Raw genomic sequence first — 17507 nt, forward strand, 5'->3', positions numbered from 1 at the left:
TATGATGGAGCGCAATGAGAAGCGTGGCTTTGACACGAGCAACCTTGAAAAGCAGCGGCTGCAGTTGGAAAAAGGTAAATCCCGGCTGATCGACAGCTATGCAGACGGTATCATCGATAAGACCGACTTCGAACCGAAGATGCAGCAGTTGAAGAATCGGCTTGAGCAGATTGACCAGCAGATCTTTGAGTCCAGGCAGCAAGGGGCGGTGCAAAGCGAGCTGTTTCTGGTCATAAGCCGACTCGAGGAATTTGCGAGCGCCGTGACCGAAAAACTTGATACGATTGATCTTGAAACGAAGCGCAGGATCGTGTTGGGTCTGGTCAAGCGCGTCGAAATCCATAAGGATGAAATCGTCGTTGTGTTCAGGATCGACCCGCAGCCGGGGGCGCACGCCAGCGAAAATTCGAATGAATCAAACGATGGAGTAAAAAGTATGCAACATTGTAAGCGGCGTAATCAGTCCGGTTCTGGCAAACATGACACTTGACGGCCTCGAAGCGATGCTTGCGGAGAAATTTCCGAAGGCGGTGCGAAGAGGTCTGAAAATGCATATGGTGCGTTACGCGGACGACTTTATTATTACCGGCAATTCGAAGGAATGGCTGGAACACGAGGTCAAGCCCGCAGTGGTTGAATTTCTGGCGGAACGCGGGCTAGTCCTGTCGCCCCAGAAGACCAAAATAACGCATATCAAGGAGGGGTTTAACTTCCTCGGATGGAACATTCGCAAGTACAACGGCAAGCTATTGATGAAGCCGTCGAAAGCGAACGTCAAAGCGCATCTTGACAAAATCCGTGAAGTCATCAAGGTCAACAAGACGGCTAAACAGGCAAATCTGATAAGGTTGCTCAATCCTGTCTTACGTGGATGGGCGAATTACCATAGCCATGTAGTCGCCAAGGAAACCTTTGCTCGGGTTGATGGCAATGTCTGGTCAATGCTATGGCGATGGGCGGCAAGAAGGCATCCGAATAAAGGAGCCCGCTGGGTTAAGGAAAGATACTTTAAAACCAGAGGCACCCGGAACTGGGTATTTGCCGCAACAGAAAAAAAAGAGGATGGCACGCAAAGAGAGTTTACTCTGCTAAAAGAGACGGATACGCCAATACAGCGGCATATCAAAATCAAATCGGACGCCAATCCGCATGATCCACATTGGGAACAGTATTTCGAGTCCCGATGGGGTAAGAAGATGCTAAACTCGGCGAGTGGTCGTGCGAAGCTTTACCGTGTCTGGTTAAGGCAAGATCGCATATGCCCTACCTGCCAGAAGCCCATCACAAAGCTCACGCCTTGGGATGTTCACTACTACGTGAAAAAAGCTAATGGTGGATCGGATGCTGCAAGCAACCTTTACATGCACCATCTCAGTTGCCCTAGAAATTATTAGTACGCCGAAAAAAATCAGTTGTGTAGCCGGGTGTCAAAAAATGCCTTCGTAGGGGCTTGAGCCGTGTGCATCGAAAGACGCATGCACGGTTCTTAGGGGGCTGGACGCGGGTAACCGCGTCCAGCTACCCGACAGTTTTCGGCGCAAATCAACAGCCCGTACGGCGCAAGCAAACCAGATCCGCGGCCTGCTCACCGAATACAGCATGGTTTTACCGCAAGGAGCCCACCTTTGATTGCGGAAGTATCTCGACGTAATGGCGAAATTTGTAAGGCTGCGGTTGGCTAAACCTGGAGGGGTTCTGGGTCCAATGAGTCCGCTGGACTGGTAGAGGCGTCAACCGGCAAATTACATTAGGGCGCTGGTTTTTCCAGCAGGCCGAATATATGGACGCAATCTAACGTTCCGCCGCTAGTCCGAGTTACTACTTGCAAATTGAAGGCGTCCATATATGACCCCATCTGACTGGACCAAGGTTGGTTGAGACCTAGGGCTTTTACTGAGCAACTAACTCGTCCCTACAGACTTTATGTTTGTGATCAATGCACGCGCATACAGCGATTTCAAACTCATAGCTGGTTGCTATTTTCGCGTGGCGATGATGGCTTGTCGTTGAATGCAGGCAGCATCAGCCGGATTGAATCAAAGGTCAAGCGTATATGCTGTTCAAGTGCACGACTGGCCCGTTTGGCGTCGCGCTCAAACGTAGCCTCAAAAATCAATGTATGTTCTGCGTGTACGTCGCGAGGCATGGTGGGACTGGAAATTGACAGGTGACGATAACGTTCCGATTGGCGATACAGTAGGCCAATCAAGTAGCGCAGCCAGCGTGAATCGCAGCCCGCAATCAGCGCTTCGTGGAAATTGCGGTTACGCACTTCCCATTCACGGATAAGGTGACTGGCACGGTTGCCAAGTTTTTCGTCCATTTTCCCGAGTTTATGGAAGGCGGCGATCAGGCCTGCTTCCCATTCATCGCCCCCGGCCTTGATTGACTGACGCAACGCTTCTGTTTCTAATAGTACCCGAGTGTCGGTGATGTCTTTGATGTCAGCAAGTGAGATCGGTGCAACGTGAAAGCCGCGTTGACCTTCGCTGATGACAAGCGCATCCGACAGTAGTAATGCGAGCGCCTCGCGCAATGTGCCGGCACCAATACCATATTGATCTTTCAGATGTTCCACGCGCAGCTTTTCACCGGGCGCCAGGCGGCCTCCGATAATGTCGCTGCGTACCTGCCGATAGGCGCTTTCAACTAGCGTTCGCGGGGGCGTCTCAACTTCGGAAAAGGGAGTGGTAAATTTTTGTGAATGCAGCATTTGTGGTCACTCCTTGGGCAAGTTAGCGTCTTGGTTGCGTTTCAGTCGATAGGTGAGTTGCGGACGCGTCAGCCCTAACATGCGTGCAGCTCCTGCTAGGTTGCCAGACGATCGTTCGACTGCCTCTGTGAGTAGCATTGTTTCGACTTCGTCAAGGGAGAGTCCAGTTGCCAGGAATGCGTCGCATAAGCGCGCCTGCTCGGGCGGACGTTTTTCTTCCAGCCCACCGGAATCGCTGATGCTTGAGTCCATGTCGTCGGTGACATTTAAGCTGGGGAACAGATGGTCGAGCTCAATCCAGCCATCTTGCGGCGCGAGGATGATTCCGCGTTCAATCATATTCTCCAGTTCGCGTACGTTACCAGGCCATTGATAGGCGGAGAGTGCCTTCATCGCTTTGTCTGTAATCCCAGCTGTCCGTTTGTTGTGGAGCGCGCTAAATTTTTCCATCATTGCGCTCACCATCGGCGGAATATCGAGCGTGCGCTCACGCAAGGGCGGAATGACAATCGGATACACATTCAGACGGTAAAACAAATCTGCACGAAACTTCCCATTTTTAACTGCCACCTGTAGCTCGACATTGGTCGCAGCGACGATGCGCACATTCACCTTACGTGTCTTATCGCCGCCCAGATGTTCGATCTCCCCTTCCTGCAAAACCCGTAATATTTTGGCTTGTGCTGCCAGCGGTAGCTCACCGATTTCGTCCAGGAATAGCGTGCCGCCTTCGGCCCGTTCAAATTTTCCTATGCGCGTAGCATGCGCGCCGGTGTAGGCACCTTTCTCAACGCCAAACAGTTCGGATTCCACCAAGTCGTGCGGTAGCGCAGCACAGTTGACGGCGACGAATGGGCCATTCGCCCGCGAGCTGGTCTGGTGCAGTGCGCGCGCAAAACGTTCCTTGCCGACACCTGTTTCACCGGTGAGTAATACGGTGACGCTGGTTGCCGCTGCTTTTGTAACGAGGTCGTAGGCGCGCTGAAAAGCTGGCGAACTGCCAATCATGCTCTCGATCTGTCGCTGTTGTTCAAGTGAGGAACGGAGCATATCAACCTGGGTGGTGAGTTCGAGTAGGCGCGAGACGATAGCGTCGTCCTCGAAATAGCGAGTATGTTCGGCGGCATCAGGCCACTCCTCAACCGGCTTGCCGGTGATCATGCAATGAGCCGACCCGCACGCAGTACATTCCACTTCCTGGAACAACACGAAGCGCCCCATGAAAGCCGAAGTGTAGCCGGAAGCGTAACCGAGCAACATCCAGCAGACGGGATCTTGCTGTGGGCCGAATTCCTTGACATGGGCTTCCGCTTCCCATGAGTTATCCCAGCGAAAATCTCCATTGAACTTGCCGGTTGGAATATCCATCTCGACCTTCAGCGGTGTGACCTGGACGCTACCTTCGAGCATGTGCAACTGTGGGCCGACAACAAAGGCATCGATGGGATTCTGTCCACCACGAATTTTCTTGGCGAGCTCGGCGTCCCGCGTACCGGACGCGTAGCCCATGCGAGTGAAAATGCGGCGGGTGTGCTCACGCCCTACCGAATTAATCAGTTCTTTACGCAAGCTGGACAAGGCCGCAGCGTGGAGCAGCAGCATGCGATTTTCGCCCAGCCAGATGGTGCCGTTGTCAGCAGAAAAGTGCACCAAGCGGCGCAAGTCCAAGTTTTCCGGATATTTGATCATTGTCTCTCCAATGGCCCTTTATTTTTTCATGGGCTCTGATGATGTTTAAAAACTGACAGCATTTATTAATCTCGAGATTTTATAGCAATATCGGAATTAATTGATGATTTGATCGATGCGGATTTGGCGAGTTGATCATTTCATTCATTCTGATCAAAGCTGGTTTTTAATATTGCGACGCAGCAAATTTTCGCTAATTGAAACGACGCATTCTTACCCAAAAAACCGATGCATCCGAGCCCGTACTAATACTGCTGATCTCTCGGTTTTGCGCCATTTTCACAAACTTGCACTGACTTAACCTCCCATTTCCATAACACTGAAAAAGGATATTCGGTCCGAGTGAATTTCTGCCTTTTATTCCTGAAATTCAGTGTCCGATTAGCTAGGTAAGTTGCGCGGAAAGTAATGATGCACTGCGCAAATATAGCGATTTCAAGGCAAATATTCAGGTAATTCCTTTTCAGGCACGGTGCTTGCTCATACAGGTTGCAAGGAACAACGAGGCGAGATAAATGGAACGGAACAATTTTGATACGACACGCAAGTTTGTGCGTGTGATCGAGCTGAAAAAGAACGGCATGGTCGAGTTCGAATTCGCAGTCGGCGAGCCTGAACTTTACGTTGAAATGCTACTGCCGGCAAAAGCCTTCGAAGAATTCAGTGCGGCAAACCACGTGGTAACACTCGATGCAACATCGCCACTGCAGATTGCAGCGCAGGAGAGTGTGGAAGACACGCAATGGAGCTGGAGTTTGCATCAAGCCCGCAACAGCGCCAGTAACAAATAAGTCATCCGGCAGACATTCAACCGGCTTAATAAAAGGAGGAGTCAGAAAATGCATTTAGATCTTCGCACTGTGAGTATCACACCCTTGCGCCAAACGTTCGACAGTATCGCGGCGCGCATCGGTGGCGACAAGTCCGCTTCACGTTATCAGGAAGCGACACTGGACGTTCAGTCGGACACGAATTTTCACTATCGGCCGCTGTGGGATCAGGAACACGATATATACGACGCTTCGCGTACTGCACTGAAGATGAACGATTGGTACGCCTTCAAGGATCCGCGCCAGTTTTACTATGGCACTTACACGCTGGCCCGCGCCCGTATGCAGGAGACTGCCGAGGGCGACTTTGATTTCGTCGAGACACGCGGTTTAGCCGCCAGTTACCCGGCAGCGGCAAAAGATCTCGCGCTTGAAGTGCTGTTGCCGCTACGCCACGTCGAGTGGGGTGCCAACATGAATAACACGTCGATGTGCGCTTACGGTTACGGCGCAGCAATCACCCAGCCCTGTCTGTTCAATGCGATGGATCACCTGGGCATGGCGCAGTACCTGACGCGCGCCGGCCTGTTGCTCGATGACGTCGCAGCGTTGGATGCAGCCAAGCAGGCATGGCTGGTCGAAGAGCAGTGGCAGGAACTGCGCCACTACGTCGAAGACACGTTCGTTCTGAAGGACTGGTTCGAACTCTTCATCGCGCAGAACCTGGTGCTCAACGGTTTGCTTTATCCGCTGATATATCAACACTTCGATAGCGCGCTGTCGGCACAAGCCGGACCCGTGGTGTCAATGCTCACACGTTTTCAAAGCGAGTGGTACGCCGAGACCAGCAAATGGGTCAATGCCACGCTCAAAATCGCCTCCGGCGAATCCAGCGAAAACCAGCAACTGCTGTCCGGCTGGACTAAAACCTACCGTGACCGCGCCATTACCGCACTGGCACCGATTGCCGCGCTGGCATTGGGTGAAAAAGCTGACACGGTAATGACAGAGCTGGTGGACGAGTTCAATACCCGTGCGATCAAGTTCGGCCTAACACTCTAAGGAGAGGCAATGTCCAACGTATTCATTATTTTTCAGACCAACGAAGACACCCGCAACATCGTTGAGGCGATTTTGCAGGACAACGACGCTGCCACTGTCAACGAACAACCGGCCATGGTCCGCATTGATTCTCCGGGCAGCTTGACGATCAGGCGCGAGACAATCGAGGACAAGATGGGCCGCGATTTCGATTTGCAAGAATTGCACGTCAATTTGATCTCCCTGACGGGAAATATCAATGAGACCGACGACGAATTCAGTCTGAGCTGGAAGCATTGACGCCAAATTTAGATATAGAGGAGACAAGCAGATGGACATGAAAGTGAAACAGAAACTGGGCCTCAAGGAGCGCTATGCGCTCATGACTCGCGGTCTTGATTGGGAGACTACTTATCAGCCAATGGATAAAGTCTTTCCTTACGATAAATTTGAAGGCATCAAAATCCACGACTGGGACAAATGGGAAGACCCGTTCCGCTTGACGATGGAGGCGTACTGGAAATATCAGGCAGAAAAAGAGCGCAAGTTGTACGCGATCATCGACGCCTTTAATCAGAACAACGGGCATCTCGGCATCACCGACGCGCGCTATATCAATGCGTTAAAGATATTTATTACCGCAGTTACGCCGCTTGAATACATGGCGCATCGAGCGTATTCGCACATCGGACGCCAGCTCCGCGGTGCCGGTGCGCGGGTGGCCTGTCAGATGCAGGCCATCGACGAGTTGCGGCACTTTCAGACGCAAGTCCATTCGATGTCGAACTACAACAAGCATTACAACGGTTTTCACGATTTCCGTCACATGAATGACCGCGTCTGGTATCTGTCAGTGCCGAAGTCCTTCGGCGAAGATGCATTTACCTCGGGGCCATTCGAATTTTTGACCTCGATCAGTTTTTCATTCGAGTACGTACTGACCAACCTGCTATTCGTGCCGTTCATTTCCGGCGCTGCCTATAACGGCGATATGGCCGCAACCACTTTTGGATTTTCGGCGCAGTCGGACGAAGCACGACACATGACGCTCGGCCTCGAAATCATCAAATTCATGCTCGAACAAGACCCGGACAATCTGCCCATCGTGCAGCGCTGGATTGACAAGTGGACCTGGCGCGGCATACGGCTGTTGTCGATTGTCGCCATGATGATGGACTACATGCTGCCCAAACGCGTCATGAGCTGGAAGGAATCCTGGGAATTGTATTTTGAGGAAAGCGTCGGTGCGCTGTTCAAGGATTTGGCGCGCTATGGCATTACGGTTCCCAAGTGTTGGGAACAAACCAAGATTGAAAAAGAGCACGTCTCGCATCAGACTTGGGCCACCTTTTATCAATTTGGCGCCGCAGCGGGCTTCCATACCTGGTTGCCGGGCAAGGACGAGATGGATTGGCTCTCCGAGAAATATCCGGATACCTTCGATCAGTATTACCGGCCACGCCTCGAGTATTGGGCAGAACAGGCCGCGCAGGGTAAGCGTTTCTATAGCAAGACCTTGCCGATGCTATGCCAGGTTTGCCAGATTCCGATGTTCTTCACCGAACCAAATGATCCGACAAAAATCTGCTACCGCGAAACAGATTACAAGGGTGACAAGTATCACACCTGTTCCGATGGCTGCAAGCATATCTTCGACAACGAACCTGAAAAGTACGTCCAGGCCTGGTTGCCAGTGCAGCAAATCTATCAGGGCAACTGCTTCAACCCCGGTGTTGACCCGACTGCCGAAGGCTTCGATCCGCTTGCTGCTGTGCTCGACTATTACCACATCGTTGCCGGCCGGGACAATATGGATTTCGATGGTTCGGAAGATCAGAAAAACTTCGATGTCTGGCGGCAGACGGCCAAGAGCAATACATAGACGAGTGACGCATTAGTGATGTATGAAGCGCGTCTTCCACAGCGCGCTTCATCCTGCTGACAAAGTGACGGGCTGAAGACCCGACCACATAGGAGACAACCATGACAGTCGTAGCAATCAAACCCTATATCGGCGAGGTAAGAGATCGCGTCGAGAATTTTCACGGCAACCAGTTGCTGTTTATCGCTTGGGAAGATCATTTGTTCTTCGCCAGTCCGTATGCATTTCCATTCTCGCCATCGATGCGCTTCGGCGACATTCTGGAACACGTTTTGCCGGCGACTTACGGCGTCCACCCTGACTGGATTAAGGTTGACTGGAGCAAGGCAGAGTGGCGCAAGTCGGGTCAGCCGTGGGTGCCGGATACCGATAAGTCGTTAGCGGAGAACGGCCTCAAACACAAGGATGTCATTCGTTTTCGTACGCCCGGACTGACCGGCATCAAAGGCAGTTTCAGCTAGGAGAAACGTGATGAGCTATCAGTTGACCATCGAACCGATCGGGCAAACGATCGAGGTCGAGGAGGGGCAAACCATCCTTGATGCCAGCCTGCGAGCCGGCTTCTACCTTCCACATGCATGCTGTCACGGCCTGTGCGCGACCTGCAAGATTCAAGTGTTGGAAGGCGACGTAGACCACGGTGAGGCATCTAATTTCTCGTTAATGGACTACGAACGCGACAGTGGTTTGACGCTGGCTTGCTGCGCGATCATGCAATCAGACGTCACCATCGAGACCGATATCGAAGCGGAGGTCGATGCACAAAATCTACCGGTACGGGATTTCAGCGGCACAGTAAGCAAGATCGACAACCTGACGCCCACCATCAAGGGCGTCTGGATCAAGCTCGATGATGCAAACGGTATCCGTTTCCAGGCCGGTCAGTACATCAACTTACACCTGCCGGGCGAAACCACCAGTCGTGCCTTTTCGTTGGCGAACACGCCTTCGATGGCCGGCGAGGTGGAATTGAATATCCGCATCGTCCCTGGCGGTCAGGTGACGACCTGGATCCATGAAGTCCTGCAGGTCGGTGATCAAGTGAAGTTGTCGGGACCGTACGGACGCTTCTTCGCGCGCAAGTCGGCCGCTCTGCCATACCTGTTCCTGGCTGGCGGTTCTGGACTATCCAGCCCGCGTTCGATGATTCTTGACCTGCTGGGCGAAGGCTGCACGCAGCCGATCACGCTGGTATATGGCGCCCGCAGTCTGGACGAGTTGTATTACCACGATGAGTTCGTCGCGCTGACGGCACACCATCCGAACTTCACTTACGTGGCGGCGCTGTCTGCTGTTGACGACGAATGCGACTGGAGTGGCTTTCGTGGCTTCGTGCACGACGCTGCCAAAGCGCATTTCGGAAACGACTTTCGGGGTCACAAGGCTTATCTTTGTGGGCCGCCGGTCATGATCGACGCCTGTATCACCACCCTGATGCAGGGGCGGCTGTTTGAGCCGGACATCTATACCGAGAAATTCATTTCGGCGGCAGACGCTCAGCAAAACAGAAGCCCTCTATTCAAGAAGATCTGACATGAGCACGGCAAACAACACTGGCGACTTGCAAGCATCGACCGCCACCAAGCATTGCGTTCGCTTGCTGCAGACGGGTGAAACCTTTATGTGCGGCAGTTATGAAACCTTGTTGCAAGGCATGGCCAGAATCGGCAGAAAAGGCATCCCGGTGGGGTGTTTAAACGGGGGCTGTGGTGTATGCAAGATCGTCATACGCAGTGGCAATGTAAAAAAAACAGGTGCAATGAGTCGTGCGCATATTTCAGAACAGGATGAAGCGCAAGGCGTGGTACTGGCTTGCCGGGTGGCGCCAGACGGGTATGTCGAGCTGGAAGTAACGGGTTGCATAAAAAAAACGATCATGCGTGCCCAATGCGGTGTGATGCCTTGATGTCAATTGGTACATGCGGCGCAAGCGGTCGGACATGGAAGTATTGGAAGTAATTTTTAAAAAAATCTAGAAGGAGACAAAAATGGGCGTCATGAGAATCGGTCACATCAGTATCAAAGTGATGGACATAGCAGCTGCGGTCAATCATTACGAAAATGTCCTTGGCATGAAGACCACGCACATCGATGCACGAGGTAACGTGTATCTGAAATGCTGGGACGAATGGGACAAATTTTCAGTGATCCTGACCTCATCAGACCGGGCTGGCATGAATCATGTTGCCTACAAGGTAGAAAACGATGCTGATCTGGATGTGCTGAAAAGACGTGTCGAGGAATATGGAATAAAAACCGAAATATTACATCCGGAGGCGCTGCCGTTTATTGGGCGCATGCTCACGTTCAATCTACCCAGCGGGCATGAGATGCGCCTATATGCCAAAAAAGAATGCGTTGGCACGGCGGTCGGCACGATGAACCCGGATCCATGGCCGGACGATCTCCGCGGAGCTGGTGTGCACTGGCTTGATCACTGTTTGCTGATGTGCGAAATGAACCCCGAAAAGGGCATCAATAAGGTCGCGGAAAATACCAAATTCATGATGGAAGTCCTTGATTTCTATCTGGCTGAACAGGTCGTGGTAGGACCGGATCAGAACATCCAGGCCGCCACCTGGTTGTTCCGCAGCTCGACCCCGCACGACATTGCTTTTGTGGCCGGGCCGCGTCAGGGTCTGCATCACTTTGCATTCTTCCTCGATAGCTGGCACGACGTCCTGAAGGCGGCCGACATCATGGCCAAGAACAAGGTGCGGATCGACGTTGCACCGACCCGTCATGGCATTACCCGTGGGGAAACCATTTACTTTTTTGACCCGAGCGGAAACCGGAATGAGACCTTCGCAGGTCTGGGCTATCTGGCACAGCCGGATCGGCCGGTGACGACCTGGGGTGAGGAGTTCCTGGGGCGAGGTATTTTTTACCACACCGGTGAACTGAATGCCGCCTTTACCGACGTTTATACCTGATCCAGTGTTCATATTCTGCGACAAAAGATGTGTGCGTCAGGGAGATGACCCCTCTGGCAATTTTCAGCGTTGCACATAGAAAAACGAGAGCGTCATGAATTTACAAATCAACCAGGCACAAATTTCGTGGGAGGCAGCCGCGACCGTCTCCCAGGCAGCAGTGCGGCATGCTGAGGCAAACGGTTGGCGCATTAACGTGGCGGTGGTGGATCGTGGCGGAAACATGATGTCCTTCCTACGGATGTCCGGCGCATTCATCCATTCGATTGATATTGCCATCGACAAGGCATATACGGCAGCCAGTTTCGGCTTTCCGACCAAAGACTGGATGAGCGCCATCGGTCACGACGACGGCATGAAGTTCGGTTTCTCCGCGCAGCCGCGGTTGATTGTGTTCGGTGGCGGCTTGCCGATTCGTGCCGTTGCGGATGCGGGAGAGTGGTGCGGCGGTATCGGCGTCTCCGGCGCCACGGATGTACAGGACGAAGAATGTGCCCGTGCAGGTCTGGCCGCCATTGGTTTAGCAGGTTGATTTTTTGAACACCGGAAGGGAGAAATTTGTATGAAGCATATCAAGAATTTTATCAATGGTGAATTTGTCGCGAGCGCTAGGACGTTCGAGAAACGCTCACCACTCAACGACGCTGTGATTGCGCAAGTATCCGAAGCCGGCAGAGGCGAAGTCGATGCAGCAGTACAAGCGGCGCGCGCCGCATTGCATGGTCCGTGGGGAAAGCTCGTCATCGCTGACCGGGTCGAGTTGCTCTATGGCGTTGCCAACGAAATCAACCGCCGTTTCGACGAGTTCCTCGAAGCCGAATGTGCCGATACCGGCAAGCCGATGAGTCTGGCACGCCATATAGACATTCCGCGCGGCGCTGCCAATTTCAAAATCTTCGCCGACGTGGTAAAAAACGTCCCGACCGAATTTTTTGAGATGGCGACCCCCGATGGTCTCGGTGCGCTCAATTATGCGACCCGCTCACCGGTCGGCGTAGTCGGCATTGTTTGCCCGTGGAATCTACCGCTGCTGTTGATGACATGGAAAGCCGGTCCGGCGCTGGCCTGCGGCAATACCGTCGTTGTCAAACCGTCTGAGGAAACGCCGCAAACCGCCACCCTGCTGGGTGAAGTCATGAATGCGGTGGGCATCCCGAAAGGTGTATATAACGTAGTGCACGGATTCGGTCCCGGATCGGCCGGTGAGTTCCTGACCACCCATCAGGGCGTCAATGCGATTACGTTTACCGGCGAAACCCGCACTGGCGCCGCCATCATGAAAGCGGCCGCCGACGGCGCGCGCCCGGTATCGCTCGAGATGGGCGGTAAGAATCCGGCGATTGTCTTTGCGGACTGCGATTTCGATGCGGCCATTGAAGGCACTATGCGCTCTGTGTTCTCCAATTGCGGTCAGGTTTGCCTGGGCACGGAACGGGTGTACGTCGAACGGCCGATTTTCGATAAATTTGTTGCTGCGCTGAAGCTGGGCGCGGAAAAACTCAAAATAGGGACTCCTGGCGATGTTGCCACTGGCATCGGTCCGCTTATCAGCCAGGAGCACAAGACTAAAGTCCTCTCTTATTACCAGAAAGCCAGAGACGAAGGCGCAATCATCGTCACCGGCGGCGGAGTGCCGAACATGGCTGGTGATCTGGCCCATGGGGCCTGGATACAACCCACCATCTGGACCGGTTTGTCGGACGACGCCGCGATCTGCCGTGAGGAAATATTCGGTCCGTGTTGCCACATTTCTCCATTCGATAGCGAAGAAGAAGTCATTCGCCGCGCCAACGATACAACTTACGGTCTTGCTGCATCGATCTGGACCACCAATTTGCAGCGAGGCCATCGCGTCGCAGGAAAAATCGAAGCCGGATTGGTCTGGGTCAACAGCTGGTTCCTGCGTGATCTGCGCACACCGTTCGGCGGCGCCAAACAATCCGGTATCGGGCGCGAAGGCGGTGTTCACTCGCTCGAGTTTTACACCGAACTGAAAAACATCTGCATCAAACTGTGAGGAAATCATGCTACAAAAAGACAATCCGGAAATCGGAAAAAGCATCGCCGCAAACGGCATACTCACCAATTATCATGATGTAGGGGCCGGTACGCCGGTTCTATTGATCCATGGCTCAGGACCGGGCGTCACTGGCTGGGCGAACTGGCGTTTGACGATTCCTGAACTGTCCAGGCATTGCAGGGTGATCGTCCCTGACATGGTGGGTTTCGGCTTCAGCGAACGGTCGCAAGACGCGCACTATACCCTCGACACCTGGGTGGCGCAGGCAGTCGGTCTGCTTGATGCACTGGATATTCCCTGTGCTGACATCGTCGGAAATTCGTTTGGCGGGGCATTGGCGCTAGCCTTAGCCATCCGCCATCCGAAGCGGGTTAGGCGGCTGGTACTGATGGGCAGCGCCGGTGTGTCGTTCCCGCTCACGCTCGGTCTGGATGCGGTTTGGGGCTATCAGCCCTCGATTGAGAATATGCGCAAGCTGCTAGATATCTTTGCCTGCGATCGCAGTCTCGTCACAGATGAACTCGCTGAACTGCGCTACAAGGCCAGTATTCAACCCGGGTTTCAGGAGGCCTTCGCCGACATGTTTCCGGCACCACGCCAAAACGGGATCGAAGCGTTGGCCAGCCGGGAACAAGACATTCGGGCGCTTCCGCACGAGGTCTTGGTGATCCACGGTCGCGAAGACCAGGTGATTCCCCTGTCGAATTCCCTCACGCTGGCGCAGTGGATATCCCGTTCGCAGCTACATGTGTTCGGCTTGTGCGGTCACTGGACACAGATCGAACACGCGGCCCGTTTTAACCAGTTGGTTACGAATTTTTTGCTTGAATCCTGAGCGATCCATCGCAGCCGCCACTTCCCCATCACCGGATATACGTCTATGGAACAGCACAAAATTAAGCAGTATGGCGATGAGTTATTTCAGGCCCTCGTTGAACGAAAAACCATCGCACCACTCACTAACCGCGAGCCTGGCGTCACTATTGAGGACGCCTATCACATCCAGCAACACATGAATTCACGCCGGCTGGCGCAAGGCGCGCGCGTCGTGGGCAAGAAGATTGGCGTTACCAGTAAGGTGGTGATGGACATGCTTGACGTACACCAACCGGATTTTGGTTACCTGTTCGACAGCATGATCTACAACGACGGCGAAGCGATTCCGATGGAGAGCCTGATCCAGCCCAAGGCGGAAGGTGAAATCGCGTTCATTCTCAAGCGCGACCTGATGGGCCCAGGAATCAGTAATACGGACGTGTTGCGCGCCACCGAGTGCGTCATGCCCTGCTTCGAAATTGTCGACTCCCGCATTCGAGACTGGAAGATCAGCATCCAAGACACGGTTGCGGACAACGCTTCATGCGGCGTGTTCGTGCTGGGCGGCCAAGCGGTTGATCCACGCAAAGTCGATCTCTCGACCTGCGGCATGGTGCTGGAGAAGAACGGCGAGGTCATCAGTACCGGCGCAGGTGCTGCCGCACTCGGCGGGCCGGTCAACGCGGTGGCGTGGCTGGCGAATACCCTGGGCTGCCTGGGCATTCCGTTGAAAGCGGGCGAAGTCATTCTGTCCGGTTCGCTGGCTGCGATGTTCCCGGTAAAGGCTGGCGACAACTTGCGCGTTGCCATCGGCGGCATCGGTGGTTGCTCAGCACGTTTTTATTAATTCCAACGGAAGTCCAACATGAAAAAAATCAAATGTGCCTTGATCGGCCCCGGCAACATCGGCACCGATCTGCTTTACAAGCTGCAGCGCAGCCCGTTCTTGGAGCCGGTGTGGATGGTCGGTATCGATCCGACTTCGGAAGGCTTGAAGCGGGCCGCCGACATGGGGCTGAGGACCACCGCTGACGGCGTCGATGGACTGCTGCCGCACGTCGAGACCGATAACATCCAGATCGCGTTCGACGCGACCTCAGCCTATGTTCATGCCGAAAACGCACGCAAACTCAACGCGCTTGGCGTGATGATGATCGACCTGACGCCGGCTGCGATCGGACCTTTCTGTGTGCCGCCGGTCAATCTCCTGGAGCACGTCGGTAAAGGAGAGATGAATGTCAACATGGTCACTTGCGGCGGTCAGGCTACCATTCCAATGGTGGCTGCGATTTCGCGCGTGCAGCCGGTAAGTTACGGTGAAATCGTGGCCACGGTATCGTCCAAATCGGTCGGCCCCGGCACGCGCAAGAATATCGATGAATTCACCCGTACCACGGCCGGTGCCGTAGAAAAAGTTGGCGGTGCAAAAAAGGGCAAAGCGATCATCATTATCAATCCGGCAGAACCGCCGATGATCATGAGAGACACCGTTCATTGCCTGACAGAAACTGAACCGAATCGCGACAAAATCACGGCATCCATCCACGCCATGATCAAGGAAGTGCAGAAATACGTTCCGGGCTACCAACTGGTGAACGGCCCCGTGTTTGATGGCAATCGGGTTTCAGTCTTCATGGAAGTCGAAGGTCTGGGTGATTACCTGCCGAAATATGCCGGCAACCTCGACATCATGACCGCCGCTGCCGCACGCACCGCAGAACTGTTTGCCGAACAAATGATCAACGGCAAGCTCACTCTCCAATCCATTGCAGCATAAGGAAAAACCATGACAAGCCAAGGAAAGAAAATCACGGTTCACGACATGACATTGCGCGACGGGATGCATCCGAAACGCCATCAGATGACGCTGGACCAAATGAAAAGCATTGCACAGGGTCTGGATGCTGCAGGCGTGCCACTGATTGAAGTCACGCATGGCGACGGTCTCGGCGGCTCTTCCGTCAACTACGGATTCCCGATGCATAGCGACGAGGAATATCTGGGTAGCGTGATCCCGCTGATGAAGCAAGCCAAGGTCTCGGCGCTCTTATTGCCGGGCATCGGTACCGTCGCTCACCTGCAGATGGCGCACGACCTGGGAGTGGCAACTATCCGTGTCGCGACGCACTGCACCGAGGCCGACGTCTCGCAGCAACACATTACCTACGCCCGCAAGCTCGGCATGGACACTGTGGGTTTTCTGATGATGGCGCACATGGCATCGCCGGAAAAGATTCTCGAACAAGCGCGGCTGATGGAAAGTTTCGGTGCCAATTGCATTTACTGCACCGACTCCGCGGGCTACATGCTGCCGGAAGATGTGAAATCCCGCATCGAACTGCTGCGCGAAAAACTGAAACCCGAGACGGAGCTGGGCTTTCATGGCCACCACAATCTGGCAATGGGCGTGGCCAACTCACTGATTGCCGTCGAGTACGGCGCCAACCGGATCGATGCAGCGGCGGCCGGCTTGGGCGCTGGCGCAGGCAACACGCCGATGGAAGTATTTATCGCCGTTTGTGCGCGCATGGGGATTGAGACCGGAGTTGATGTTTTCAAGATTTCGGATGTGGCCGAAGACCTGGTCGTGCCGATGATGGATCACATGGTTCGCATTGACCGCGATTCGCTCACGCTGGGCTATGCAGGCGTCTATTCATCCTTCTTGTTATTCGCCAAGCGTGCCGAGGCCAAGTACAAGATTTCCGCGCGCGACATTCTGGTTGAACTGGGCCGTCGCGGCATGGTTGGCGGCCAGGAAGACATGATCGAAGACACCGCACTCACCATGGCGCGTGCCCGTGGACTGATTTAACAAGGATTGCTGACATGAAATTAGACCAAGCCACTATTGCCAAACTGGCAGCTCATCTCGAAAACTGCGAGTTGGAGGCGCGTGATACCACCAAAATTACCGACGACCACCCTGAGATGGACTGGGATGATGCCTACGCCATTCAGGATGAAATTAAACGGCGCAAAATCGCGCGCGGTTGCAGAATCGTCGGCTTGAAAGCAGGTTTGACATCGCATGCCAAGATGAAGCAGATGGGTGTTGATACGCCGGTGTTCGGTTTTCTCGCTGATTATTTTTCCGTGCCGGAAGGCGGCGAAATAAAACTCTCCGAGTTGATCCATCCGAAAGTCGAGCCGGAAATTGCCTTCGTTACCAAGGCCGCGCTCAAGGGGCCAGGCTGTCACATCGGCGCGGTACTGGCTGCAACCGATTTCGTGATGCCGGCGATCGAGATCATAGATTCGCGTTACCGCGACTTCAAGTTCGACCTGAAAAGCGTGGTGGCCGATAATTGCTCGTCGTCCCGTTTTGTGGTCGGTGGACGTATCCGCCCAGTCGAGGACCTCGACCTGCGCACGCTCGGCGTCGTGATCGAAAAGAACGGGGAGGTAGTAGCGCTCGGCGCCGGCGCAGCAGTACTCGGACATCCGGCAGCAGCGATCGCGATGCTGGCGAACCTGTTGGGTGAGCGCGGAGAGGAAATCCCCGCTGGCACGCTGATTCTGTCCGGTGCCATTACCGAGGCCGTCATGGTGAAAGCCGGTGACAACGTCACCCTGCGCGCGCAAGATCTGGGCAGCGTCAGTGTCCGCTTTGCCTGAATATCCGTTCAATGCTTTTTTCCAC

At 54.0% G+C, this 17507-nt stretch carries 18 protein-coding genes and 1 pseudogene; 17 read left to right on the forward strand and 2 right to left on the reverse strand.

What is annotated here, in order from left to right; translation table 11 throughout:
• Both BM029_RS22370 and BM029_RS22375 read left to right on the forward strand, forming a co-directional pair.
• Window positions 1-490, forward strand: a pseudogene (locus BM029_RS22370) (recombinase family protein); the annotation flags it as partial.
• Window positions 480-1394 carry a group II intron maturase-specific domain-containing protein gene (locus tag BM029_RS22375; protein ID WP_092439850.1) on the forward strand — a complete coding sequence of 305 codons (915 nt, stop codon included), beginning with the start codon at window positions 480-482 and terminating at the stop codon, window positions 1392-1394. The pseudogene BM029_RS22370 and the gene BM029_RS22375, both read left to right, overlap by 11 nt.
• A 569-nt stretch (window positions 1395-1963) precedes the next feature.
• Here BM029_RS22375 and BM029_RS22380 read toward each other — a convergent pair.
• Both BM029_RS22380 and BM029_RS22385 read right to left on the reverse strand, forming a co-directional pair.
• Window positions 1964-2713 (reverse strand): FCD domain-containing protein, encoded by a 750-nt coding sequence (locus tag BM029_RS22380; RefSeq protein WP_092439852.1) that lies wholly within the window; start codon window positions 2711-2713, stop codon window positions 1964-1966.
• Window positions 2714-2719: 6 nt separating this feature from the next.
• Window positions 2720-4402, reverse strand: a complete 1683-nt coding sequence (locus BM029_RS22385; protein WP_092439854.1) for a sigma-54-dependent Fis family transcriptional regulator — start codon at window positions 4400-4402, stop codon at window positions 2720-2722.
• Window positions 4403-4917: 515 nt separating this feature from the next.
• On the opposite strand from BM029_RS22385, the gene BM029_RS22390 reads away from it, so the two are divergent.
• The 15 genes from BM029_RS22390 (at window position 4918) to dmpH (ending at window position 17482) form a co-directional block, all read left to right on the forward strand.
• Complete coding sequence (locus BM029_RS22390; protein WP_092439856.1) at window positions 4918-5193, forward strand: phenol hydroxylase subunit; 276 nt, start codon at window positions 4918-4920, stop codon at window positions 5191-5193.
• Window positions 5194-5241: 48 nt separating this feature from the next.
• On the forward strand, window positions 5242-6234 hold the full coding sequence (locus BM029_RS22395; RefSeq protein ID WP_092439858.1) for an aromatic/alkene monooxygenase hydroxylase subunit beta: 993 nt from the start codon (window positions 5242-5244) through the stop codon (window positions 6232-6234).
• Window positions 6235-6243: 9 nt separating this feature from the next.
• The gene (locus BM029_RS22400; protein ID WP_092439860.1) at window positions 6244-6513 is read left to right on the forward strand and encodes an MmoB/DmpM family protein; all 270 of its coding nucleotides are present in this window, start codon (window positions 6244-6246) and stop codon (window positions 6511-6513) included.
• Window positions 6514-6544: 31 nt separating this feature from the next.
• Complete coding sequence (locus BM029_RS22405; protein ID WP_092439862.1) at window positions 6545-8095, forward strand: aromatic/alkene/methane monooxygenase hydroxylase/oxygenase subunit alpha; 1551 nt, start codon at window positions 6545-6547, stop codon at window positions 8093-8095.
• Between the two features lie 101 nt (window positions 8096-8196).
• A complete protein-coding gene (locus tag BM029_RS22410) occupies window positions 8197-8556 on the forward strand; it encodes a phenol hydroxylase subunit P4 (protein WP_092439864.1) in 360 nt (119 codons plus the stop codon).
• A gap of 10 nt (window positions 8557-8566) precedes the next feature.
• Window positions 8567-9628 (forward strand): NADH:ubiquinone reductase (Na(+)-transporting) subunit F, encoded by a 1062-nt coding sequence (locus tag BM029_RS22415; protein ID WP_092439866.1) that lies wholly within the window; start codon window positions 8567-8569, stop codon window positions 9626-9628.
• Window position 9629: 1 nt separating this feature from the next.
• A complete protein-coding gene (locus BM029_RS22420) occupies window positions 9630-10001 on the forward strand; it encodes a 2Fe-2S iron-sulfur cluster-binding protein (RefSeq protein ID WP_092439868.1) in 372 nt (123 codons plus the stop codon).
• Window positions 10002-10083: 82 nt separating this feature from the next.
• Window positions 10084-11028, forward strand: coding sequence for a catechol 2,3-dioxygenase (locus tag BM029_RS22425; protein WP_092439870.1), 945 nt, complete (start codon window positions 10084-10086; stop codon window positions 11026-11028).
• Between the two features lie 94 nt (window positions 11029-11122).
• Window positions 11123-11560, forward strand: a complete 438-nt coding sequence (locus tag BM029_RS22430) for a GlcG/HbpS family heme-binding protein (protein ID WP_092439872.1) — start codon at window positions 11123-11125, stop codon at window positions 11558-11560.
• A gap of 30 nt (window positions 11561-11590) precedes the next feature.
• A complete protein-coding gene (locus tag BM029_RS22435) occupies window positions 11591-13045 on the forward strand; it encodes a 2-hydroxymuconic semialdehyde dehydrogenase (protein ID WP_092439873.1) in 1455 nt (484 codons plus the stop codon).
• 7 nt (window positions 13046-13052) lie between these two features.
• Window positions 13053-13883: an alpha/beta fold hydrolase gene (locus tag BM029_RS22440; protein WP_092439875.1), complete on the forward strand. Its 831-nt coding sequence runs from the start codon at window positions 13053-13055 to the stop codon at window positions 13881-13883.
• Window positions 13884-13928: 45 nt separating this feature from the next.
• The gene (dmpE, locus tag BM029_RS22445) at window positions 13929-14711 is read left to right on the forward strand and encodes a 2-oxopent-4-enoate hydratase (RefSeq protein ID WP_092439877.1); all 783 of its coding nucleotides are present in this window, start codon (window positions 13929-13931) and stop codon (window positions 14709-14711) included.
• Between the two features lie 18 nt (window positions 14712-14729).
• The gene (locus tag BM029_RS22450) at window positions 14730-15641 is read left to right on the forward strand and encodes an acetaldehyde dehydrogenase (acetylating) (RefSeq protein ID WP_092439879.1); all 912 of its coding nucleotides are present in this window, start codon (window positions 14730-14732) and stop codon (window positions 15639-15641) included.
• Between the two features lie 9 nt (window positions 15642-15650).
• Window positions 15651-16679: a 4-hydroxy-2-oxovalerate aldolase gene (gene dmpG / locus BM029_RS22455; protein WP_092439881.1), complete on the forward strand. Its 1029-nt coding sequence runs from the start codon at window positions 15651-15653 to the stop codon at window positions 16677-16679.
• A gap of 14 nt (window positions 16680-16693) precedes the next feature.
• Window positions 16694-17482 carry a 2-oxo-3-hexenedioate decarboxylase gene (gene dmpH, locus BM029_RS22460; protein ID WP_092439882.1) on the forward strand — a complete coding sequence of 263 codons (789 nt, stop codon included), beginning with the start codon at window positions 16694-16696 and terminating at the stop codon, window positions 17480-17482.
• Window positions 17483-17507: the final 25 nt, after the last annotated feature.

Origin of the sequence: Collimonas sp. OK607 (assembly GCF_900111995.1) — a bacterium.
In the GTDB taxonomy this organism is placed as follows: Bacteria; Pseudomonadota; Gammaproteobacteria; order Burkholderiales; family Burkholderiaceae_D; genus Collimonas.

Coding starts and splice junctions, on each gene's coding strand:
- BM029_RS22425 (WP_092439870.1), top strand. CDS start 10,084: ATGGGCGTCATGAGAATCGGTCACATCAGTATCAAAGTGATGGACATA.
- BM029_RS22405 (WP_092439862.1), top strand. CDS start 6,545: ATGGACATGAAAGTGAAACAGAAACTGGGCCTCAAGGAGCGCTATGCG.
- BM029_RS22435 (WP_092439873.1), top strand. CDS start 11,591: ATGAAGCATATCAAGAATTTTATCAATGGTGAATTTGTCGCGAGCGCT.
- BM029_RS22420 (WP_092439868.1), top strand. CDS start 9,630: ATGAGCACGGCAAACAACACTGGCGACTTGCAAGCATCGACCGCCACC.
- BM029_RS22385 (WP_092439854.1), bottom strand. CDS start 4,402: ATGATCAAATATCCGGAAAACTTGGACTTGCGCCGCTTGGTGCACTTT.
- BM029_RS22400 (WP_092439860.1), top strand. CDS start 6,244: ATGTCCAACGTATTCATTATTTTTCAGACCAACGAAGACACCCGCAAC.
- BM029_RS22440 (WP_092439875.1), top strand. CDS start 13,053: ATGCTACAAAAAGACAATCCGGAAATCGGAAAAAGCATCGCCGCAAAC.
- BM029_RS22380 (WP_092439852.1), bottom strand. CDS start 2,713: ATGCTGCATTCACAAAAATTTACCACTCCCTTTTCCGAAGTTGAGACG.
- BM029_RS22430 (WP_092439872.1), top strand. CDS start 11,123: ATGAATTTACAAATCAACCAGGCACAAATTTCGTGGGAGGCAGCCGCG.
- dmpH (WP_092439882.1), top strand. CDS start 16,694: ATGAAATTAGACCAAGCCACTATTGCCAAACTGGCAGCTCATCTCGAA.
- dmpG (WP_092439881.1), top strand. CDS start 15,651: ATGACAAGCCAAGGAAAGAAAATCACGGTTCACGACATGACATTGCGC.
- BM029_RS22410 (WP_092439864.1), top strand. CDS start 8,197: ATGACAGTCGTAGCAATCAAACCCTATATCGGCGAGGTAAGAGATCGC.
- dmpE (WP_092439877.1), top strand. CDS start 13,929: ATGGAACAGCACAAAATTAAGCAGTATGGCGATGAGTTATTTCAGGCC.
- BM029_RS22395 (WP_092439858.1), top strand. CDS start 5,242: ATGCATTTAGATCTTCGCACTGTGAGTATCACACCCTTGCGCCAAACG.
- BM029_RS22375 (WP_092439850.1), top strand. CDS start 480: ATGACACTTGACGGCCTCGAAGCGATGCTTGCGGAGAAATTTCCGAAG.
- BM029_RS22390 (WP_092439856.1), top strand. CDS start 4,918: ATGGAACGGAACAATTTTGATACGACACGCAAGTTTGTGCGTGTGATC.
- BM029_RS22415 (WP_092439866.1), top strand. CDS start 8,567: ATGAGCTATCAGTTGACCATCGAACCGATCGGGCAAACGATCGAGGTC.
- BM029_RS22450 (WP_092439879.1), top strand. CDS start 14,730: ATGAAAAAAATCAAATGTGCCTTGATCGGCCCCGGCAACATCGGCACC.